The 21888-nt window shown below is 53.2% G+C and carries 22 protein-coding genes; 4 read left to right on the forward strand and 18 right to left on the reverse strand.

Translation table 11 applies throughout. From position 1 onward, the window contains the following. Nucleotides 1–53: 53 nt before the first annotated feature. The 6 genes from cysN to ACT3RQ_RS01185 all read right to left on the reverse strand — a co-directional run bounded on the left by cysN (nt 54) and on the right by ACT3RQ_RS01185 (nt 5195). Nucleotides 54–1481 (reverse strand): sulfate adenylyltransferase subunit CysN, encoded by a 1428-nt coding sequence (gene cysN, locus ACT3RQ_RS01160; protein WP_444679782.1) that lies wholly within the window; start codon nt 1479–1481, stop codon nt 54–56. Further along, a complete protein-coding gene (gene cysD, locus ACT3RQ_RS01165; RefSeq protein WP_172116252.1) occupies nt 1481–2443 on the reverse strand; it encodes a sulfate adenylyltransferase subunit CysD in 963 nt (320 codons plus the stop codon). Before cysD ends, cysN begins: the two co-directional genes overlap by 1 nt. 174 nt (nt 2444–2617) lie before the next feature. Next, nucleotides 2618–3352 carry a metallophosphoesterase gene (locus ACT3RQ_RS01170; RefSeq protein WP_172116251.1) on the reverse strand — a complete coding sequence of 245 codons (735 nt, stop codon included), beginning with the start codon at nt 3350–3352 and terminating at the stop codon, nt 2618–2620. Then, nucleotides 3352–3798 (reverse strand): DUF1249 domain-containing protein, encoded by a 447-nt coding sequence (locus tag ACT3RQ_RS01175; protein WP_172116250.1) that lies wholly within the window; start codon nt 3796–3798, stop codon nt 3352–3354. Before ACT3RQ_RS01175 ends, ACT3RQ_RS01170 begins: the two co-directional genes overlap by 1 nt. Nucleotides 3799–3821: 23 nt before the next feature. Then, nucleotides 3822–4475 carry an NUDIX domain-containing protein gene (locus ACT3RQ_RS01180; RefSeq protein ID WP_444679783.1) on the reverse strand — a complete coding sequence of 218 codons (654 nt, stop codon included), beginning with the start codon at nt 4473–4475 and terminating at the stop codon, nt 3822–3824. A gap of 75 nt (nt 4476–4550) precedes the next feature. After that, nucleotides 4551–5195, reverse strand: a complete 645-nt coding sequence (locus ACT3RQ_RS01185; protein ID WP_444679784.1) for a hypothetical protein — start codon at nt 5193–5195, stop codon at nt 4551–4553. Nucleotides 5196–5391: 196 nt separating this feature from the next. Between ACT3RQ_RS01185 and greB the strand changes: the two genes are divergently transcribed. After that, a complete protein-coding gene (gene greB / locus ACT3RQ_RS01190; protein ID WP_172116247.1) occupies nt 5392–5925 on the forward strand; it encodes a transcription elongation factor GreB in 534 nt (177 codons plus the stop codon). 13 nt (nt 5926–5938) lie between these two features. On the opposite strand, the gene ACT3RQ_RS01195 is transcribed toward greB, so the two are convergent. The 9 genes from ACT3RQ_RS01195 to ACT3RQ_RS01235 all read right to left on the reverse strand — a co-directional run bounded on the left by ACT3RQ_RS01195 (nt 5939) and on the right by ACT3RQ_RS01235 (nt 15309). Continuing rightward, entirely contained in the window at nt 5939–6667 is a 729-nt protein-coding gene (locus tag ACT3RQ_RS01195; protein WP_192526282.1) for an SIMPL domain-containing protein, read from the reverse strand. A gap of 157 nt (nt 6668–6824) precedes the next feature. Continuing rightward, a complete protein-coding gene (locus tag ACT3RQ_RS01200; RefSeq protein WP_444679785.1) occupies nt 6825–8108 on the reverse strand; it encodes a TRAP transporter large permease in 1284 nt (427 codons plus the stop codon). 11 nt (nt 8109–8119) lie between these two features. After that, entirely contained in the window at nt 8120–8593 is a 474-nt protein-coding gene (locus ACT3RQ_RS01205) for a TRAP transporter small permease (protein ID WP_444630044.1), read from the reverse strand. Nucleotides 8594–8651: 58 nt separating this feature from the next. Further along, nucleotides 8652–9638 (reverse strand): C4-dicarboxylate TRAP transporter substrate-binding protein, encoded by a 987-nt coding sequence (locus tag ACT3RQ_RS01210; RefSeq protein WP_444679786.1) that lies wholly within the window; start codon nt 9636–9638, stop codon nt 8652–8654. 48 nt (nt 9639–9686) lie between these two features. Next, complete coding sequence (locus ACT3RQ_RS01215; protein WP_444679787.1) at nt 9687–10829, reverse strand: mannitol dehydrogenase; 1143 nt, start codon at nt 10827–10829, stop codon at nt 9687–9689. After that, complete coding sequence (locus tag ACT3RQ_RS01220; protein ID WP_444679788.1) at nt 10826–12463, reverse strand: UxaA family hydrolase; 1638 nt, start codon at nt 12461–12463, stop codon at nt 10826–10828. Before ACT3RQ_RS01220 ends, ACT3RQ_RS01215 begins: the two co-directional genes overlap by 4 nt. Next, nucleotides 12460–13497: a zinc-binding alcohol dehydrogenase family protein gene (locus tag ACT3RQ_RS01225; protein WP_444679789.1), complete on the reverse strand. Its 1038-nt coding sequence runs from the start codon at nt 13495–13497 to the stop codon at nt 12460–12462. Before ACT3RQ_RS01225 ends, ACT3RQ_RS01220 begins: the two co-directional genes overlap by 4 nt. A 206-nt stretch (nt 13498–13703) precedes the next feature. Further along, nucleotides 13704–14546 carry a fumarylacetoacetate hydrolase family protein gene (locus ACT3RQ_RS01230; protein WP_444679790.1) on the reverse strand — a complete coding sequence of 281 codons (843 nt, stop codon included), beginning with the start codon at nt 14544–14546 and terminating at the stop codon, nt 13704–13706. Between the two features lie 22 nt (nt 14547–14568). Further along, nucleotides 14569–15309: an SDR family oxidoreductase gene (locus tag ACT3RQ_RS01235; RefSeq protein ID WP_444679791.1), complete on the reverse strand. Its 741-nt coding sequence runs from the start codon at nt 15307–15309 to the stop codon at nt 14569–14571. Nucleotides 15310–15535: 226 nt separating this feature from the next. Between ACT3RQ_RS01235 and ACT3RQ_RS01240 the strand changes: the two genes are divergently transcribed. Continuing rightward, on the forward strand, nt 15536–16291 hold the full coding sequence (locus tag ACT3RQ_RS01240) for a FadR/GntR family transcriptional regulator (protein WP_444679792.1): 756 nt from the start codon (nt 15536–15538) through the stop codon (nt 16289–16291). 21 nt (nt 16292–16312) lie between these two features. Here the strand turns inward: ACT3RQ_RS01240 and ACT3RQ_RS01245 are convergent, their stop codons facing one another. The 3 genes from ACT3RQ_RS01245 to ACT3RQ_RS01255 are packed head-to-tail and all read right to left on the reverse strand — an operon-like array spanning nt 16313 to nt 19676. Further along, a complete protein-coding gene (locus tag ACT3RQ_RS01245; protein WP_444679793.1) occupies nt 16313–17317 on the reverse strand; it encodes a methyltransferase in 1005 nt (334 codons plus the stop codon). Further along, a complete protein-coding gene (locus ACT3RQ_RS01250) occupies nt 17314–18123 on the reverse strand; it encodes a methyltransferase domain-containing protein (RefSeq protein ID WP_444679794.1) in 810 nt (269 codons plus the stop codon). The genes ACT3RQ_RS01245 and ACT3RQ_RS01250 overlap by 4 nt, the downstream gene beginning before the upstream one ends. A gap of 44 nt (nt 18124–18167) precedes the next feature. Next, nucleotides 18168–19676, reverse strand: coding sequence for an amidase (locus ACT3RQ_RS01255; RefSeq protein WP_444679795.1), 1509 nt, complete (start codon nt 19674–19676; stop codon nt 18168–18170). 182 nt (nt 19677–19858) lie between these two features. Between ACT3RQ_RS01255 and ACT3RQ_RS01260 the strand changes: the two genes are divergently transcribed. After that, the gene (locus tag ACT3RQ_RS01260; protein ID WP_444679796.1) at nt 19859–20869 is read left to right on the forward strand and encodes a LacI family DNA-binding transcriptional regulator; all 1011 of its coding nucleotides are present in this window, start codon (nt 19859–19861) and stop codon (nt 20867–20869) included. A gap of 36 nt (nt 20870–20905) precedes the next feature. Continuing rightward, a complete protein-coding gene (locus ACT3RQ_RS01265; RefSeq protein ID WP_444679797.1) occupies nt 20906–21874 on the forward strand; it encodes a sugar kinase in 969 nt (322 codons plus the stop codon). The last annotated feature ends 14 nt before the right edge of the window (nt 21875–21888 follow it).

Genomic DNA, 21888 nt, shown 5'->3' on the forward strand with positions numbered 1-21888 from the left:
CGGGCTAACCTGTTGATAAAGACTATTGGTAAAGGCTATTGATAAAAAATGATTTAGCGTTTGAGCAATTGACTAATATCGTTGGCTTCCCAGTGCGGAAAGTGCTTGCGTACCAGCGCATTAAGGTCTTTCTCAAACGCTGACCAGTCCGTGGTGGGGGCTTCAGCAACACCTGCTGAACCCGCTTCACGAATCATTCCCGCTCCCACCGTTACGTTGGTCAGCCGATCGACAATAATAAAGCTTCCCGTTTTAGGGCTAACCCGATAATTATCGACGGGTACGGTGGCGGTAAGCTCGATATCACAGCGGGCAATCGCATTGAGGTTTAACGCCTGCGCTGTGTGCTTCTCAAGCGTATTAACATCAATTTGATAGTCAATAGCGCTGACCTGCCCGGAAAGATCACGGGTAGCGAGTTTAAAGTCGTAAAGCTTACCCAGGGTTAGTGGGTCTTCATGCATCCAGACCACATCCGCAGTAAACCGGTTGGAAAGCGGCACATCCGCATCGGCACTGACGAGCCAGTCGCCACGAGAAATATCGATCTCGTCTTCAAGCGTCACGGTAATCGCTTGGCCTGGATAGGCTTCGCTTAAATCACCCTCAAAAGTGACAACTCTCGCCACGGTAGAGGTTTTACCCGAAGGCAGCGCTTTTACCGCTTGGCCGGGGCGTAAGATCCCGGCGGCCAGCGTCCCGCAGTAACCACGAAAATCCAGGTTCGGCCGATTGACATACTGTACGGGCAAACGCAGATCCGTCAGGTTGTCGTCTTGGCTGATTTCGGTATTTTCGAGTAGTTCGATCAGCGTCTCGCCGCGATACCACGGCGTGTGCTCGCTACGGTTAACGACGTTATCGCCGTTGAGCGCCGACATGGGCACAAACTGGATATCGTCCACCTGCAAATTCGTTGCAAACGCACGGTACTCTGCCTTGATTTCCTCAAAGCGCTGCTCGGAAAAGCCCACTAAATCCATTTTATTGACAGCAATGACCAAGTGCTGAATACCCAACAAGTCAGCAATAAAGCTATGCCGACGCGTTTGGGTTTGCACGCCATAGCGAGCGTCGATAAGGATAATCGCAAGGCTTGCCGTAGAAGCGCCGGTGGCCATATTACGTGTGTACTGCTCATGGCCTGGCGTATCGGCAATGATAAATTTGCGTTTATCCGTCGAGAAGAACCGATAGGCGACATCAATAGTAATGCCCTGCTCACGCTCGGACTGCAGACCGTCTACCAATAGCGCCAAGTCAACCGTATCACCCGTGGTACCGCTGGTTTTGGACGCTTGAGTAATCGCTGCTAGCTGATCTTCAAAGATCATCTTGGAGTCGTGCAGCAAGCGACCAATCAGGGTCGATTTACCGTCGTCGACACTGCCGCAGGTAATAAAACGCAGCAGGTCCTTGTTTTCATGCTCGTGCAGGTACTGCTCGATGTTGTCAGCGATTAAGTTAGATTGATGAGACATTAGAAGTACCCCTCGCGCTTTTTCTTCTCCATCGAACCCACCTGGTCGCGATCAATGGCGCGACCACTGCGCTCACTGGTGCGGGTCAGCAGCATTTCCTGAATAATTTCCGGCAGCGTTGCCGCTTCGGACTCCACTGCGCCGGTTAGCGGGTAGCACCCAAGCGTTCTGAAACGCACCGACTTCTCTTCAGGCACTTCACCTGGCGCTAGCGGCAAACGATCGTCGTCTACCATCACCTGCATACCGTCGCGCTCAACCACTGGGCGCTTGGCTGCGAAGTACAGTGGCACAATCGGGATAGACTCCAGATAGATGTACTGCCAGATATCCAGCTCCGTCCAGTTGGAAAGCGGGAACACGCGAATCGACTCACCCTTGTTGACCCTGGCGTTATACATGTTCCAGAGCTCAGGACGCTGGTTTTTGGGATCCCAACGATGGTATTTGTCACGGAAGGAGTAGACCCGCTCCTTGGCCCGAGAGGCTTCCTCATCGCGCCGGGCACCGCCAAACGCAGCATCAAAACCATGCTTGTCCAGCGCCTGCTTGAGCGCTTGGGTCTTCATGATATCGGTATATTTGGCACTGCCATGCTCGAACGGGTTGATATTCGCCTCCCGCCCCTCTTCGTTGGTGTGCACGATCAGTTTCATGCCCGCCTCGGAAGCCATGCGATCACGAAACTCGATCATTTCCCGGAATTTCCAAGTGGTATCCACGTGCATCAGCGGAAACGGCGGGGTACCGGGATAAAATGCCTTCCGCGCCAGATGCAGCATCACCGAAGAGTCTTTGCCGATCGAATACATCATGACCGGGTTACTGAACTCAGCCGCCACTTCACGAATGATATGGATGGACTCGGCTTCAAGCTGTTTTAAATGAGTGAGACGCGCGGCGCTAAGTGCGCTGGGCACCTCACGCCGGGGCGTCGAAGAGAGCGGGGAGAACTGAGTCATGGTCTGCTACCTCACAAAACAAGCCAATTTTTATAAGCTTGCAGTACACGCTGAATTAAAACGTTATACGTTCGATTGTGGATAGAGTAACGCCGAGTCAATAATAACCCAAAAGAATTAATAACTATCTTTTTATTCTTTTATCGCCTAACGAACATAAAAAACATGATATCGCTATACGTCAACGCGCTCGACCCAGGTATCCCACTGCTCACCGCTAAGGTTTATCACTCGGTAACCAGGCCGTGAGGCTTCATCAATCGTAAATTCATCAGCGCCCGGCATAAACTGATCAGACATGGCTGGGCAGCCGTAAACACTCACTGAACCTGCCGCTGTTTCAATGTGCTGCGCATACGCTTGGTGAGCGTGACCAAACAGCACGACTTTCACCTGAGGATAAGCGCTTAAAACCTGCCAAAACGCTTCACGATCTTGTAGGCCGATAGCATCCATCCAGTCAGCGCCAACATCCACCGGTGGATGGTGCATGGCAATCAGCGTGGGGCGGTCATCCTCTTCCAAACGTGTCGTTAATGCCATCAACTGTTCGCTGCCCAGCTCGCCGAAGGGTTGGCCCGGCACTTGGGTATTGAGCAGCAGCAGACGCCACTGCTGCAAATCTACCTCGTCAAGCAGCGGATGCTCGGCGCACATGAATGCTACCTGGTCGTGATTGCCCGGGAGCCAAAACCACGGGCAAGGAAGGTCAGCCAACGCCTCCTTGGCCAGTGTATAGGAAGCCGCTGTTTCATCCTGACTGATGTCTCCCGTCACAACGATAACGTCCGGACGTTCAGCCGCTGCCGCCGCGAGAACACGTTGAAAATGCAGCCAAGGAACCCCCGCACGCGAACGTGTAGTAACATCAGCATGCAAGTGAGCATCGGTAATCTGTACAAGGCGCATTAGCGCATCTCCGGTAAATCGCAGGTATGACCATGGGCTAGTCCATGCGCTAACCATTCGCCTAAAAAGCGGTTTAGCTGGAGCTTTTCGTCAGGCTGATGCATCTGCGCATTAGGATATCGATAGCGGCCACTAAAGTGGCGCTGACGCTGAAAATCCGTCACCTCCGCCATACGCACGTCATGGTAAAGGTGCACGCGCATGCGCGGGCCGTCCATAACTGAATCCAACGGACCGCTTTGAGTGACCGCCACCATGGTGGTGTAAGGGGCATGTTCCAATACGGTCAGTTGCAAATCGCCAAAGTACTGCTCGTCACTGCTTAAGGCGATCTCTCGGCGCTGGCCACTCTCCATATCGCCCACCAGGCGTAATAACCGCAGGTAGTTGGCGCTGCACTCCCCCTGGAGCGACTTTAAATCGGTGACATAGGCTGTTCTTGCCATGAACACTCCTCGTGGTTTTCACTTTACGTGAGCGCTCGTTGGGATGCCGCGCGCAACGAAGCACGCTGACCAGCTAGCCAGTGCAATCCAATCAAACACATGGCGTTGTCGAGTCTTCCCTGTATCAAGAGTTCCCTCGCGGTCGGAAAAGACACCACGTGAACACGAATATCTTCATGCTCCTCATCAAGGCCATGAATACCGCCCATACCTTGAGTATCAACCAGCCCACAAAAAAGCGTTACGCGTTCGTTGCACGCGCCAGGGCTTGGGTAGTACGTATGCATTAGCGTTAACGGGCCTACCACGCAGCCCGACTCTTCCAGCGCTTCGCGCCGGGCAACCTCTTCGAGTGATTCATCTTGTTCAACCAACCCTGCAACCAGCTCTAGCTTCCAGGGCGAAACGGGATCATCGAAAGCGCCAGCACGAAACTGCTCCACCAGCACAAGCGCATCCCGTGCAGGGTCGTAAAGCAATACGCCTACCGCATCGCGACGGTGGTGCACTTCGCGATGCATGGGCTTGCTCCAACCACCTTCAAAAAGCCGGTGGCGTAGTTCCATGGCTTCCAAGCGAAAAAAGCCCTGATGAAGCGTTTTACGCTCAATCAGTTCTATATCGTCACGGCCAAAAGGCGGTGTTTCTAATGATGAAGTTTTAGCATTGAATGCCATGCGGCACTCCCAGTAATCACAATTACCCCATTATCAATGCTTGCTACCGGGAATGCCAACCTGGCCTGGGCGGGGTTACAGACGGTTTAGCATGGCTTGGGCATCGCGGCGTAACGCTTCATCGGAGAGTTCACGCTGCGCTCGTGGAGTACCGTTCACCGCGCGTTCAGCGTGCTCGCGGGCAGCGGCGGTGTCCCCTTCATCAAGCAGGAACGCGGCGTAATAGTAGTTGACGTCGATACCTTCAGGGCGAATTTCAACGGCACGCTGAAACATTTGCTGAGCTTTTTCACTGCTTCCAAAGCTAATTGGGCGCCCAGGTACGTTGTCGTAAAGTGCGCCCAGTGTGACGTAGGCAGAACCGTTTCCTCCTTGCGGATCAAGCGCAATGGCCTGTTCAAGCGCATCACGTGCATCACCAGCAATACCCAACGCGCCTAAACCACCACGTTCACGCGCATAAGAAGCCAGAATAATGCCCTGCCAAATCAGAAGCTCCGGCTGATCCGGGTTTTCGCTGGCCAACGTCGTAACTTCATCGGACAAAACGTCCAACGTGCCTTCGCGCTGGTTAGCCGGCAAGTCGCTCACCGTATGTTCCCAGCGGTTCTTCAAGGAGAACAGTTCGTTTTCATAGGCCAAGGCCGTTAAGGGTAACAGCATTAGCGTGCTGCCAAGCGCTGCGGTCATTATCAAACGAGAAAACGGGCGTGTGCGCATTATTATCTCCTGAGTTGTTTTTATATCGACATATAGACGCTGCGTTGTTAAGCGCTAATCAGCCTATCCTCACAATGTAACGAACGTTTGATTGATTCGCTAGCCGCGAGTGATGTCGCTGTGCTTTTGTTTACTTTCTCTTTACCCTACAGTCGTCTTTAACCAGCGCTATCTTTAACCAGATGAGAGTCCCTTAATGAAAGGTCGTAACATGACCCGCTGGCGCGATCCGGCAAAAGATCCGCGTCAGGCACCCAAAAGCAATTTGATTACCGCCGAGGGCGCCGCGCGTTTACGCGGAATTTTGGATCACTTATCCAGAGTCAAACGCCCCGCACTCTCAACAAAAGTAGGCGAAGCCGCTGCGCTTGGCGACCGTAGTGAAAACGCTGATTACACTTACAACAAGAAAGAGCTGAACCGTGTGATTGCGCGGATTCGCTATTTGACCCTACGTCTGGATGAGCTGCAGGTGGTTGATCGACTACCCGCAGACACCAACAAGATATTTTTTGGGGCATTTGTCGAGCTGGAGGATGAAGATGGCGAAGCGCTTAGCATACGGATTGTAGGACACGACGAAATCGATACCCAAAAGCGCTGGATCAGTATTGATGCGCCCATGGCCAAGGCACTTCTCGGCAAAGGGGTCGATGACGATGTAGAAGTGCTTACTCCGAATGGGAAGGTGTTCTACACCGTTACTGCGATCCGCTATGCCTCGCTTTAGTGCATGGGGCTTCCTAATCTTTTAAGGCATAGTCGATAGTCGTCACCACTCGGACACGCTTGATATGCGGGGTGTAGCTGTCCAAATCATCAATCGAGAAATAGCCTTGGGTTGCCTGGCGGATCTGCCCTACCTGACTCCCGGAGTCTTCTGCAAACTGCTGGGCGGCATTACGCGCGTCAGCCGTCGCCTCGGCAATCATCTCAGGCTTAATCGCCTCCAAGCCGGTAAATAGAAACTCGGTTTGGTACTCGTAACTTGGCGAGAGCAAAACCCCTTGACGTACCAGCGACGAGGTCCCGGGCATCGCCTGCATCACGCCCTCTACATCTGGCGAACGCAGCAGTAACGTGGCCTCAGCGCGGTAACGCTCATCAGGGCGCTGCCCGCCATAGAGATTACTAAACTGGTCGGTAATTCTGGGGGGTGTTGTGCTGATATGCCCGGGTTCAAATCCCTGAGACTCCAAAAAGCGACGAATCGCTTGGTCATTATTGGAAAGCTGCTGCTCCAGGTCGCTTAAGCTATTAGCGCTCACGCTGTAGTTAAACGGCCATAGCACTAAGTCGGCCGCCACCTCGCGCTCGGCTAAACCACGCACGGTGACATTGCGCGAAGACTGCTGCCACACGTCGGCCGCCTGCTTGATATAGCTACCGCCTCCGACCAACCCCAGCGCCAGCAGCCCACCTAGCACAACCGCACTACCCAATATCACGATGCTTCTACTGCTTTTAACCATCGTCTCTACCCCGCACAACGTTCATTAAACTGCCCAATGCCTATCAGCATCATAGCCGTGAAATGGGGATGCGTCGGTAGTTGAATATGGTTAGTGTGAGGAAATAGTGAGGTCGTCTTTTCCCCCTGAGCACTCCTTTGTATAGAAACCACCGCAATTAGAAAACAAGCGTAGGCAACATCAATGAAAGCGCCGGGATGAAGGTTACCAATAGCAGAATACCTACCATTACCAGCCAGAAAGGCATCACAGCACGAATAAAGGATGAAACACTAATACCTGTGATACCACAGGTCGTAAACATTACCGTGCCTAATGGGGGTGTAATCGTACCAATCGTGGCATTGATAATGAAAATGATACCAAAGTGAACGGGGTCCACACCAAACTGAGCGGCTACCGGCGCTAGCAGCGGCGAAAGCACTATCAAAATGGCGTTGCCTTCCAAAAACATGCCCAAGACCAATAACAACACGTTAGCTAGCAATAGGAAGGCGATAGCACTGCCAACCTGGGTGGACAGCATCATAGCGATCTCCTGAGGAATTTGTTCCCAGGTAAGAAAGCGTGCAAAACCTGATGCGACGGCAATGATGAAAAGCACATTAACCGATGCCAAGAGCGATTCGTTGGTCGCCAGCGCTATCGTCTTAGGCGTCATCTGCTTATAAATGAAAACACCTACGATGAGAGCATAAAACACCGCAATAGCCCCTGCCTCTGTTGGCGTAAAAACGCCAATTCGGATACCGCCAATAACAACCAAGGGCAGCATCAAAGCGATAAGGCCGGCACGCGTCACGCTAATCCACTCCTTACGCGCTACTTTCGTTCGCTGGGGTGGCTGGTAGCCGTAACGCCGACACAGGAAGGACACCAGCACCATTAGGCTGACTGCCATCAAAACGCCAGGAACCACACCGGCAAGAAAAAGTCGTCCAATGGAGACATTATTGACGTAGCCATACACGATCAAGGCGATGCCGGGCGGAATAGTCGAGGTAATGAGTGACGAAGCGGCAGTTACCGCACTAGAGAAAGGCACGGGATAGCCTTTAGCCGTCATGCTGGGTACCAAAAGCTTGGCATTCATGGCTGCGTCGGCAATATTAGAGCCAGACAGCCCGCCCATAAAAGTACTTAACAACACATTGGCTTGTGCTAATCCACCATGCATACGACGAGTCAGCAATTCAGCAAGCTTTAGCAACCGGTCGGTAATGCCAGAATGATTCATGAATACACCCGCCATAATGAAAAATGGAATAGCGAGCAAAGAGACCGACTCCAGACCACCGGCTAGACGCTGAATAAGCAGCATCATGGGTTGGTCAGCCCCTACGATGAAATAGAGAAACGTCGAGAAAAAGAGTGCAAACGCGACGGGTGTGCCTAACAGAAACAGTAAAAACAGTGCGCCAAGCGCAATACTGACAGCCATGTGGTTAGCTCCTAAGATGAATGTTGCCGAACCAACCGCACCACGCAGTGGTAAATCATTACCACCGCACTAACGGGGATCGCCACATGAATCCAGTAATAAGGAATTTGCAGCATCGGTGTACTGCGATACGCTGAATAGCTGAGTAGCTCAGTCCCCCAATAAAGCATTACTGCGGCACTCGCTAAAATGATGCCCACACTGAATATTTGCTCATTCCAATGCGCCAATCTTGGCGGCAGCTTATCGGTAACAAAACTGATAAACACATGCTCTCTACGGCGCACCAAGGCGCTAGCGCCCAGGAATGAGGCCCACACTAAAAGCATTTGAAGAATTTCTTCTGTCCAGGCTAAGGGACTGTTAAATAAATAGCGCATGAATATATTGCTAATAGCCACCAGGAAAAGTGCAAAAATGGCGGCGGTCGCGACGACTTCATCAAGACGCATGAATCGATCTATCCACGTGAATATACGCTTCATATCAGACACCTCAACGTGGTTCCCCGGCTAACCGGGGAACCACGCAATCACAGGCTGATTAGCCATTAATTATTTCGTAAACCTTGTCATACAGGCCATCGCTCCACTGAGGAAATGCGGATGGGATCTGTTGCGCAGCTCGCTCGCGGAAAGGCGTGATATCAACATCATGAATCTCTACGCCTTCACTACGTAAATGCTCTAGTGCCTGTTCGCTATTATCCGCTACCAGTTCAGAGAGATGCTCTGCCATCTGCTGACCGGTATCCGTCAGAATTTGTTGCTGCTCTTCACTGAGTTGATCCCAAAAAGATTTCCCAGTAACGAAAGGCGCTACAGTATGCATATGAGACGTCAAGCTAAGATGCTTCACCACTTCGTGGAACTTGCCCCCGTAAAGTACCGCTGCTGGATTCTCGACGCCGTCTACTATTCCCTGCGCCAGCGCAGGATAGACGTCACCCAGTGACATCGGCGTAGGGGTTGCTCCCATGGCACGTATAGCTTCTACATACATTTGCGAGTTTTGAACGCGAATACGCATACCATCAAGATCGGCAGGGTTGCTGACCGGCTCATTTGATAGCAGGTGCCGTGCCCCATATACCGCATTTGGGATAACAATGTGGTAGCCAGACCCATTTACCTTTGCCATTTGTTCTGAAAACCATTCCGAATCAAAAACCTTAAGCTTCGACTCAAAGTCTTCACTCAGATAAGGCGCATCTAACACGGCAAGGTCGGGCACTGAATCGAGAAAATTACTGTAAGCCGAAATTGAAATAATGGGCGCACCAAAACGTGCCTGTTCCATTACCTCAGTTTCCGAACCTAGTTGGCTTGCAGGAAACGCTTTCAGTTCCAGCTCACCATTACTCGCCTCACTCACCCTCTCAGCCCACTGTTTAATGGCGACATCTACCGGCTCACCGGGCTGGTTGCCGTACGCAACGCGGATTTCAGTGCTGGCATGAGCAGCCGTAACAGCCCCAAGCGTCGTTACAGTAGCAAGCGTAATTGCGATAGACAGTTTATTCAGGCGCATTGAGCACTCCTCTTTTTCTTGTGTTTAACCGTAGGTGTGGTGTCTGCTTTAAAGCAGTGTTGTTTTATCGTTAATGTTTGGAATGTTTTTCCGTTTAAGCGCATCACTCAGTCTTGGCGTCGGTACTGCGTGATTTTTCGCCATATCCACCATTGGCTGTATGCGACGGCTCAGTTTGTCATTGTGATACTGGGCAATATCTTTTAGACGATGATCTAAAAAAGGATTATCAAAACGGTCCAGTGTGCTCTGCCAGTAGGCGTTTAAATCCATATCCGGTAATTCAAGTGCCAAAACAGGTAGCACCTCTTGCTCCATAACCTCACTGAGTGCATTACGCAGCAGTGGCTCCCGCATGGCTTCTCTGACGTAGGTAACGGAACCGGTCAATTCAAGCTGGAGCCACTGATCAACCAAATAGGTATGCGCCAGATTAAGGATGTGAAGCTTGCGCAATTCATAGGGCTGTAACGAACTCACGACTTCAATAGCAGGATGCTCAAAAGGCATACTCAAACGTGGCGTTTGCTGAACGACCCAAAGCGCATAAGGCTCAGCGACCGCACCAACCGGCTCCAAGGGCGCTGAGACGATTCGGTCTACCAATGTATTGACCCAACAGCACTCGTCATTTAGCCATGTATCAAAACGGACACTGTCATAATCCTTACGTGCCAGTTCGGAGACGATATTTTGGAGCACTTGACCATTGCTACCGATTAATTCGCAGGGAAGCAACGTAAGACCCGGCTGCCCTGCGTTAAAGCGTGCATAAAGCAGCTTAGTCAACTTGCCTGGAAAGCTGGCTGGAACAGCGGCAAGACTCGTATCACCGGCTACTTCGTAACCGCTATCCCCCGTATTGGAAACCACCCAACGAGCTGTCTGAATAAAATGACGCTCTAGTGCCTCCCACTCTTCCTGTGCCACGAGGCAGCCAGCGATACTACTAATAGAGAGATGCTCCTCAATGGGTGTACCATTACGCAATCCCTTAATATGTAGCGGATAACTATCCTGCTGAGCCAAGGCAGCTGCCTTGGCTTTGCCCTCGGGACGCGCCGATGTCTGCACCACAAGTACGGCTTCACGGCTGTTTCCCTCTGCCAACGCTGCGCCTGCAAAAGCAGCGACGTGGCCGAGTAAAAAACGGCTCGTACCGAACTGAACAATGCTCGCCTGAGAGATCACAATGACACCCCTCTCTTCCAAGGAATAAAGTCCAACTGTGCAAGACGTGCAGCCTTCGATATATAACGCCCAGACGCTGTTTCAATACAGAGCGTTAGCAATTCATCGGCCAATTGGGCAATGCTCGCTTCACCGCGGATGATCGGCCCAGCATCGAAGTCGATCACATCGCTCATACGGCTTGCGAGTTCGCTATTGCTTGAAATCTTAATCACAGGCGCCACGGGGTTGCCGGTCGGTGTTCCTAGACCTGTGGTAAATAGCACCAGATTAGCGCCGGACCCAACCAGACCAGTGGTGGACTCTACATCGTTACCTGGCGTACATAGCAGGTTAAGCCCCTTACGCGTCATGGGCTCGGTGTAATCGAGCACATCAACCACGGGACTGTCTCCGCCTTTTTTTGCAGCGCCCGCTGACTTCATGGCATCGGTAATCAGGCCGTCACGCACATTGCCAGGTGAAGGGTTCATGGAAAAATCCGCGCCTACCGCGTGGGCATGGCGCTGATAAGCGGCCATTAACGTGGTGAAGCGTTCAGCCACCTGCTGGTTACGACAGCGCGCCAACAACTCGTGCTCTACACCGCATAGCTCGGGGAACTCACTTAGAATACCGCTACCACCCAGCGCCACAAGGCGATCCACAACAGCGCCTACCACGGGGTTTGCGGAAAGCCCGGAAAAGCCATCCGAACCGCCACATTCAACGCCCAAGGCAAGCTCAGAAAGCGGCGTAGGCTGCCGAGTCACTTGATTGGCCTGCTTGAGTCCATCAAAAATCGCTGTCAATGCGTCGCGAATGAGCACCTCTTCGCTTTCAGACCGCTGCTGCTCGAAGTAGCTGACTGGCTTGTGGCCGCTTGGGTCACGTTTTGAAATGGCTTCTTGCAGCATGGTGATCTGTGCTTTCTGGCAACCCAGGCTAAGCACCGTTGCGCCAGCGACATTGGGATGACAGATGTAGCCTGCGAGCAGTTCACATAGCGCGTCAGCATCACCGTCTGTGCCACCGCAGCCCTGCTGATGAACCAAAAAGCGCACGCCATCAACATTAGGAAACAGATGCTCCCCGGCGGGAGCCGCTGACTCGGCAATGTCTTGCCCATGCAACAGTTGCCTGGCCATGCGCTTATAATCATAAAAGGGGTCGTCACCCAAGGCATCGGCGACACACTGGCGCAACACTTCGATATTGCGGTTTTCACAAAAAACCAAAGGCACCACTAGCCACACGTTGGCCGTTCCTACCTTGCCATCCGGGCGATGGTAGCCAGCAAATGTCGTCTTCTCGAACGCCGTTACCTCAGGTGGCTGCCACGCTTTTTGCCTAGTCTCCGTGGATAGCTCGTCCGTTGCATGCACCACGTTTTCGGTCGTAATCGTGCCACCCGCTGCAATGGGTTGTGTTGCTTTACCCACCCTTACGCCGTACATGGTGACAACATCGCCAACCGCCATATCGCTTAGCGCAAACTTATGCTTGTGGCGAACGAAGCCAGGCAGCGTGATGTTAACGCCTTGATCCTCGATCACTGCGCCTGCTGGCAAGTCGGTCAAAGCAACTCGAACATTATCCAGTGCGTGAACACGCAGCGTGAGATGGGGCGTTTGCGTTGTAATCAAATCACTCACGGATGCGCTTCCTCAGTATCGATGGAAATCATAGCCTTGATGACCTGATTGGCGGGGTCACACCACTGAGGCATTTTTAAAGGAACATCGGCAAGCGGCGCCCGGTGAGTAATCATCGCATCGGCGTTGATAGCACCACTCTCCATTAGTGACACCACACAATCAAAGTCTTCACGCGTGGCATTGCGGCTACCCATCAGCGTTAGTTCTTTTTTATGGAAGTCAGGATCGTTAAAAGTGATATCAGCTTTCACTACGCTAACCAACACATAGCGCCCACCATGGCCTGCAAGATCGAACCCAGCCTGCATAGCACGGGGATTACCGGTGGCATCGAACACTACATCCGCTAGCGCTCCATCATTTAGATCGCTGATCTGAGCGGCAACATCAACTTCTTGTGGATTTGCGACCGCATCAGCCCCCAGCACATCACGGCAAAACGCTAATCGCGAGGCATTGGTGTCCACCATCAATGTGCGTGCACCTCGGCTTTTCGCCACCTGAAGAACACCCATGCCTATCGGGCCTGCCCCGACAATCACCGCCAACTCACCCGCTTGCAGTGCGCTACGTCTTACCGCATGGGCGCCAATCGCCATGCACTCTACTAATGCGAGCTGATCGATAGAGAGAGTTTCGGAAACTACCAAGTGTGTAGTGGGAACAGCCAGGTACTCCGCCATTCCGCCATCCTTATGTACACCAATAACCTGCATATTCTGGCAACAGTTTGTCTTACCCTGCTGGCAGGCGCGGCACTCGCCACAATGTAAATAAGGAATAACGTAAACCTGCTTGCCCAACAGATGCTGAGTTGGGCTATCCGCCACCTCAACAACCTCTCCTGCGAGCTCATGACCAAGCACGCGCGGGTATTCAAAATAGGGCTGATTACCCCCATAGGCATGGATATCCGTGCCGCAGATGCCAATGCGCCGAATGCGTACCAGGGCATGTCCTGCCGGACATTCAGGCTTAGCGTGGTGACGCAGTTCAAGGTGATGCGGCTTTGAACAAACAAGCGCTTGCATTAATGTGCTCCTTTCCGCCAAGCACAGGCCACTATCGAACCAGCCTGACAGGCGCTTTGGTCTATTGGTCAGTCCTTTGGAGGTATAAAAAACCTTCAAGGCCTGCTGCTCTCGGTAAATGAGGTATTAACGGCGAATAGAGCCGCCAATACCTATTTTCTTACTATGTGTATTTCCACTATCTATATTTCTACTATCTAAACTTTCTATGCCTGAACTACGCGCTGCGTCTGCTCGCCCAAGCCATCAATGCCTAAGCGCATGCGCTGGCCGTCCCGAAGATATACCTGGGGCTGCTGGCCCATACCTACTCCCGGAGGTGTACCGGTTGAAATAACGTCGCCCGGCTGCAGACTCATAAAGCGGCTTAGGTAACTGATTAAAAAAGGCACTTGGTACACCATGGTCTGGGTGCTGCCATCCTGATAACGCTTACCATCCACTTCAAGCCACATGCCTAATTGGTGCGGGTTCGCCACTTCGTCACGGGTTACCAGCCAAGGGCCTAACGGGCCAAACGTATCGCAGCCTTTGCCTTTATCCCAGGTGCCACTGCGCTCAAGCTGGAACGCGCGCTCAGAGACATCATTCACAACACAGTAGCCCGCCACATGAGACATGGCGTCGGCCTCGTCGATGTAACGTCCGCCCTTGCCAATAATGACGCCAAGCTCTACTTCCCAGTCGGTCTTTTCCGAGCCTCGGGGAATTTCCACATCATCGTTAGGCCCGCAGATAGCGCTGGTCCATTTATTGAAAATGACCGGTTCGGGCGGCACTTCAGCACCGGTTTCAGCGGCGTGGTCAGAATAGTTGAGACCGATGCAGATAAACTTGCCTACGCGAGCCACACAGGGGCCCAAGCGAACATCATCAGCGACTTCCGGCAACGTTGTTAAATCCATATCGCGTAGCTGCTGCAACTTACTGTCGCTCAATACGTCGCCCGCGATATCATCAACGATAGAGGAAAGATCGCGTACCTTTCCTTGGCTATCCAGAATGCCTGGCTTTTCCTGACCCGATGGTCCAAAGCGTAATAATTTCATATTGTTATACCTCCTAAAGTAATCAGTTAGCCCAGCCGCCATCAATTAACTGTGCAGTACCGGTAATGAACTGCGATTCATCGCTGGCCAGAAAAGCGGCCAAAGCAGCCACTTCCTCTACCCGCCCTAGCCTGCCCATCGGTTGACGCGCAATAAACGATGCCAGCACGTCAGACTCGCTGCGCCCTTCTCGGCGGGCTTGGTCTGCAATACGCTGTTTCAATGAGGGAGACTCGACGGTACCTGGGCAAATGGCATTGCAGCGAACACCCTGGGTCATAAAGTCGGCGGCTACCGACTTGGTAAGACCGATAACCGCCGCTTTGGAGGCCCCGTAAGCACAGCGGTTGGCAACGCCTTTAACGCTTGATGCCAGAGACGCCATATTGATAATGCTGCCCCCACCGTTTAATAACATGCCGGGTAAAAAAGCCTGAAGGGTATAAAACATTGAAGTGACGTTCAGATCCATCGACCGCTGCCAAGTCGCCTCGTCGCACTCAAGCACTGTGCCACCCGCCACCATGCCCGCACAGTTAAACAGTATGTCCAAGTCTGGCAGCGAAGCGGCAAGTTCGTTGATTGCCTGACTATCCGTTACATCCAGGCGATAGGCTTCAACGCCCGGCATCTCTTGCAAGGTAGAAATATCAATATCGGTGGCGAGTACAAGTGCGCCTTCGGCAACAAATCGCTCGACGCTTGCACGCCCAATACCGTTCGCGGCGGCAGTGATTAATGCAGTTTTATTTTTGAGTCTCATGCGGTGTCACTTCCCTAATAGCGATGGCACGCCCCTGGAAATCGTGGGAACATACTAGGGTCAGGTCATCCAGACATACAATGGCCTGACCAATGAATCGAGTATGAGCGAGAGATATTGATCTTTGCAATCCTCAAAAAGGCCAATCATGGGCTTTTGGGGATAAACTTTAGTCGCAGTTAATATTGATCGAGAATATTAAAGAAACGGATAGGAACGACCGCGAATGCCCATTCAAGCCATCCGCTCACAACGGCTTTATCGCCAGATCGCTGACCAGTTGCAGCAGTTGATCAATAATGGAGAGTTCCCCCCTGGAACCCTCCTTCCGCCCGAGCGCGAGCTTGCACAATCTCTAGGCGTCAGCCGAGCATCAGTAAGAGAAGCCTTGATTGCTTTGGAAGTGGTTGGTCAGGTTGCCGTGCGAGTCGGGCACGGTGTCGTTGTACTTGAGCCCCGTTCAATGCCTTTGGAGCCGGTGATGCGTGCGGCGGCACGTACAGAGCCGTGGGCACTGGATCCAGAATTCGAGAGTGAAATTGAGCTTAACCTGGACGAAGAAATCCCTCCGTTTTCCCTTCTACAGACACGCCGCTATCTAGAGCCGGAAATCGCGGCATTAGCAGCCACGAATGCGACCGATGACGACATAAAATCGATTCGATTAGCTCTCGAACGCAATTTTTTTGATAACGCCAACGGTAGACGTAACTGCGTCGGGGACCGATTGCTGCATATCCGCATAGCAGAAGCATCAAGCAACGCTGCCTACGCACTTATCATCAAGCACCTACTTGGCCATCAATATGGCCCTATGTTCCGTCGTCTTCAGGATCTGTACATGGAAACAGATATGCCTCAGCGCTCCCAAGGCGATCATGAGCAGATCGTCAAGGCGATTGAAAATCGTGACCCGACCGCTGCCCGCCATGCAATGGAAGCCCACTTAGACCATGTTTTAAGTGTTTTCTTTGCCGAGTAAACCGTGATTCAAAAATAAACATTAACGGCCTAATCTACTCGCCACATAGACCCGAAACCGCCGATTATCAGCAAGCGTTTCAAAGCTGCCAAAAGCCTCGGTGAGAAGGTCCGGATAAGGCAAGAACACATTGGCGACCATGATGAGACGCCCACGGTTAGCAAGATGCTTGGGCGCTTGGCGAATCAAGCGTTGGCTGGGCCCATAGCTAATGTCACGCTCTTGATGAAACGGCGGGTTACTAATAATAAAATCGTAGGTTTCACTTTCCAATGTGCTATACACATCGCTTTGCAAAGCGTGCCCATTAACCTGATTAGCCTCTAGCGTGCGGCGCGTTGCCTCTACGGCAAAAGCGCTGACATCCACGGCGGTTACCGCATGGCCCCGTTTGGCAAGCCAGGCGCTAATAATGCCATCGCCACAGCCCATATCGAGAATACGTTGAGGCGTTTTAGGCAGCTCTTTTTCCAAGCTGTCCAATAGTAGCAGCGTGCCTTCATCTACCTTGCCATGACCAAAAACGCCGGGATGGCTAACCAGCGTTAATCCCAAAGCATCAAAGCGCTGCCAAGCGTCTTCCAGGGTGTTCTCAAGCGCGATGGTGCGTGTGGCAAAGAGGGAACAGCGCCGCGCGTTATCGCGCTTGTCACACATCATCCCCCGCTCTGCGAGTACGTTAGGCACCCGTTTCACGCCGCCACTGTGCTCACCGATAATTTCAATGGCCGTGCCCGTGGGTAGCACGCTGCATAGCCACTCAAGCCACCAAATGCCTAGCTGATGCGCTTTAGGCCAGAACAACACTATCTCGCCTTTGTTAACGGCATTTTCAGGCAGCGCGAAGGGGCTAAACGCTCTCTTATCGGCAGCTTGCCACTCGCTTAGCACACCAAGATCACCGCTGATAACGCCTGCGGATTGCGCGATTAACCAGGCATCAACCGGTGGCGCTACGACCATAAGTGCCGTGTAGTCATCCTGTTGACGTTCCAGCAGTTGGCAGGCAGGTGATCGGGCACTCATTGGGAAGTCTCCGGTTTAATCAACGTGTAGAGTAAATAACGACCCAGCCGCCAGTGCGGGTCTTGTTGGCAGTACTTCTTTTCAAGCGCCAGCAGCGTTTCACGCTCTTTGTCGCTGGCGGGTGGCTGGCGTAAGTAATCCTGAAACACACGGATACCCGCAACGCTTGCCACTTCAAGACTGTTTTCCGCCCCCCACTCAACTACCTCAGCATGGGTGACCGGCGAAATAGGCGTTAAGCGCTGCCGCTTGCCCATGCCTTCCAAACGATCACTTAGCGCCTTTTCCAGATTGCCTTTCACCGCGTTGGAAAAGCGCAGCGCATCGCGGTTAAACACCATCAGGCTCAACTGCCCGCCGGGCGCGAGCAGGCTTGCCAGGCTAGCCATCGCTGAGCGCGGGTCGCCCAACCACTCAAGCACCGCATGGCAGGTAATCAACGGCCAAGGGCCCGGCGCTTGCTGGCCTAAATCCTGAAGCGGGGCATGCACGTAGGCCATCGCCTCGCTAGGCAGCCGTTTAGCTTCACTGTGCCAATGCTTGGCATACGTAAGCATATCCAGCGAGGGCTCGGCCATGGTGACCGGGTGCTGGCGTTCGGCAAACCACGCCGCCTGCTGACCTAACCCGCCGCCGACATCCAGTACGGGCTGCTGAGTTAGTTCAAGCATTTGCGGCAGCAAGTAATCCAGCATCGCCAAGCGCAGCTCGCCGCGAGGCGCCTGGTAAAGCGAGCGTGAAAACTTGTCGACCAGACCGTCAAAGTAGCGGTCTCCAGCGTCGTTTAATTCATAGGTTGGATGCATGCATAAGGCCAAGCGGCATAGTAAAGCCGCGTAGTTTACCCTGCCTAAGAGCGGAACGCTTGCAGCGGTAATTGATGCTGCCAGGCATCGTGCCGTTCCAATGCCGCAGCTAGCTGTAAGAGCTGTTTATCTTCACCAAACCGCCCGACTATTTGCACGCCTACCGGTAGGCCATTGGCGGCCATATGCAAAGGCACTGACATGGCGGGCTGGCCGGTCAGATTGGCTAATTGGGTGAACGGCGTGCGGCCAAGGGCGTCCACCGCCAGCCTCTTTAATAAGCCAGCCTTTAGCGCCAGCGATGATGCCCCGGGAATGGCCAGCACAGACATTAAGCGTTCACGTGCCGCGGATGGATAGAGCTCGCCAATTTCAGGCGCGGTATCTGCGGTGACCGGCATCACCAGCGCATCAAAGCGTTGATGAAAACGGCTCATCTGTTCAGCGGCAACGTGCCAATGGCGTTTCGCCAGCTCGTAATCCTGTGCTAATAGTTTGCTTCCTAATCGGCCGATGGCACGTGTAGAGGGTTCAATCGCCAAGCGATGAGTGGGCACACCGGTTTGCTGGCTAATCCAGCGAAGGTCCGCTGCCAAGTGGCCAAGGTAAAGTGTTAAGTAGCTATCTGCCAGAGCTTCACCATCCACCGGCGGATCGCACCACTCCACCTCATGGCCCATTTCCGTTAGCGCAGCGGCGGCTTTATTAACCGCTGTTTTAACTTCCGAGCTTAACTGCGTGCCCAAGCCACGGCTTAAAGGCTCGCCCAGCGATATAGCAATGCGTAATCGCTTAGGCGAGGACGCTAATGCCGTTACGAAGCCGGTTTCAGCGCGCACCGGGTACGGGCCGGAAGGTGCCATACCGTTCACCTGCTCCAACAGCGCCGCACTATCTCGCACGCTGCGCGTCAACGCGTGCTCAATGACCGCACCTTGCCACACCTCCCCATGGCTTGGGTCAAGCGGCATCCGCCCACGCGTAGGTTTAAAGCCAAAAAGCCCACAGTAGCTGGCAGGAATACGGATGGAGCCACCACCGTCCCCGGCCAACGCCAGCGGCACAATTCCGCTAGCTACTGCCACAGCCGCACCGCCACTGGAACCTCCAGGTGAACACCCTTCCCGCCATGGGTTAACAGGATGCGGGAAGGCTTTAGGCTCGGTAATTCCCATCAATCCCAATTCAGGCGTGGCTGTTTGCCCAATAACGACCAAACCCGCCGCTTTTGAGCGCTGGATAATCGGCGAATCCTCTTTAGAGCGCCACTGAGTTAACGCAGTACATCCGGAGGCCAAGGGTTCACCGGCCAACCCCATCAACAGATCTTTACTTAAGGTGGGCACTCCACCAAAGAGCGCGTCATCGGCGATCTCCTCACTCTCACGCCGGGCTTTCTCAAATCGCGTTCTAACGACCGCTTTCAGGGCAGGATTTAACGCTTCAATCGCCTTAAAGGCAGCCTCCAGAACGTCTGCGCGACTCACCTCCCGGCGGCGAATCAGTTCGGCAAGGCCGGTGGCATCATATTGCTGGTACTCGTGGGACTGCATTACGTTCGCCTATTATGCTTTTCTCTACATCCTAGCAGAGGCCGTCTGCTTAATTTTTCTTAACTATATGTTTTCGCCGGCTCTTCTACTGAGCCTTAAGGCGTATTGCCTTTAAACCCAAAACTTACTATGTTGGAGTCAATTGGGAACGTTCCCATTTTACTGTTTAATGGATAGCCAACATGCCCCCTGCCTCTGTGCGCGCCACACTTATTGAAGTCGCTAAACTGGCGGGCACGTCTAAAACCAGCGTATCGCGCTTTTTCGGCCCGGAGCGCGAACGGCTAACGCCCAGCCTTCAAGCGCGCATTGCCAACGCCGCCACGACGCTGGGCTACCAGCCCAATTTAATGGCACGCGGTCTCAAGGGAGGCGGCTCGCGCCTACTGGGCGTACTGGTGGCCGATATCCGTAATCCGTTCTCAGTGGCAGTTGTCCATGGCATAGAGCAAACGGCTCGGGCTCACGGTTATTCATTAATCGTCTGCAATACCGATAACGACCCAGAACGAGAACAGCAGCACCTGCGCCTGTTGACGTCGTATCAGGTAGAGGGCTTGATGATTAATGCTACCGGGCAGCCTGAAGCGCAGTTACAGGCACTCATGCATAGCGGTGTCCCCCTCGTGCTACTTGACCGCGAAGTTCACCAACTTGACGTTGATGTGATCGGGCTTGATAACGCGCTAGCGATTGATATGGCACTGAATCATCTCGTGCAACAAGGGTATCGCTCCCTTCTCTATGTCAGTGAGTCGCCTGCACATGCCAGTACCCGCCAGGAACGGCTACAGCGCTTTAACCAGCAAGCAGAGAGCTTAGGGATCAAAAGTCAGACGCTGATACTGGACAATGCAGCACCTCACATTGAAACGTTAGCCAACTTTAACCAGCACACTGCCTCATCACCAGGCGCTGTTTTATGCGCTAACGGTAACGTCACGCTCGCTATGACACGCAGTTTTCAACAGCTGGGCATCCCTTTGGGCCCTACCGGTTTAATGGGAATTGACGAACTGGATTGGTGTGAGCTGATAACGCCAGGCATCACCACCCTGGCCCAGCCTACCGATGATATCGGCCATGCTGCCGTCAGTTGCCTGCTCAACCAGCTTAACGGCTCAGCGCAGGCATCGCCCGTACGCTACCGCCATGCGCCACGTTTACAGATCCGCGGCAGTACAACGCTTTAGCCAAATCCTTAACACCCTTAAAAAGAGAATATCCTGATGGCAAATACAACGCTCTCCTCCCCACGGATACTGACTTTTGGCGAAGCCATGGCCATGCTGGTGGCGAATACAGCGGGTGATCTAGCAGAAGTCGAAAGCTTTCATCGCCGTTTAGCAGGTGCCGACAATAACGTCGCCATCGGCCTTTCGCGCCTGGGTTTTCACGTTGGCTGGTTAAGCCGGGTAGGCACCGATAGCCAAGGTCGATTTATTCAGAAGGCCTTAAAAGCCGAAGGTATCGATGATCGGTATATTCATCTTGATGAACACCACCCCACCGGGCTGATGTTCAAAGAGCGCGCAGAAAACGGTGCCGACCCACGGGTTGAGTACTTTAGGCGCGGCAGTGCCGCCAGCCACTTAAGCATTGAAGATGCCGCTTCCATCGATTTTCAGTCGCTCACTCATCTGCATGCTACCGGCATTACCCCCGCGCTTTCTAAAAGCGCCCTGGAATTAACCCGCCACTTGATGCAGCAGGCACGCGAAAGCGGCTCCAGCATTTCCTTCGACCCCAATTTACGCCCGTCACTTTGGCCCAGCGAAGCTGTCATGCGTGATACCTTAAATGAACTGGCTAGTCTTGCTGACTGGGTGCTACCGGGACTTTCCGAAGGGCAGCTTTTGACCGGCTGCGAATCGCCCGAAGCGATTGCCGACTTCTACCTTGAGCGCGGTGCCAAGGCCGTTATCATCAAGCTGGGGCCAGAGGGCAGCTATTATCGCGGCACGCTGGGAGGCTCTTTGGAAAGCATCAACGTGCCCGGCCAGTCGGTCGCCAACGTTGTTGATACCGTGGGGGCTGGCGATGGCTTTGCGGTCGGTGCGATCAGCGCACTGCTGGATGGCCTAATTGCTCGTGATGCGCTTAAACGTGGCAATCTGGTCGGCGCCCAGGCCGTACAAGTCGTCGGTGATATGGAAGGTTTGCCCACCAGGGACAAGCTGGAACAACTTGAGCACTAAGGTCACATGTAACA

It is taken from the genome of Halomonas sp. AOP43-D1-4, from assembly GCF_052446175.1.
Taxonomy (GTDB): domain Bacteria; phylum Pseudomonadota; class Gammaproteobacteria; order Pseudomonadales; family Halomonadaceae; genus Vreelandella; species Vreelandella citrativorans.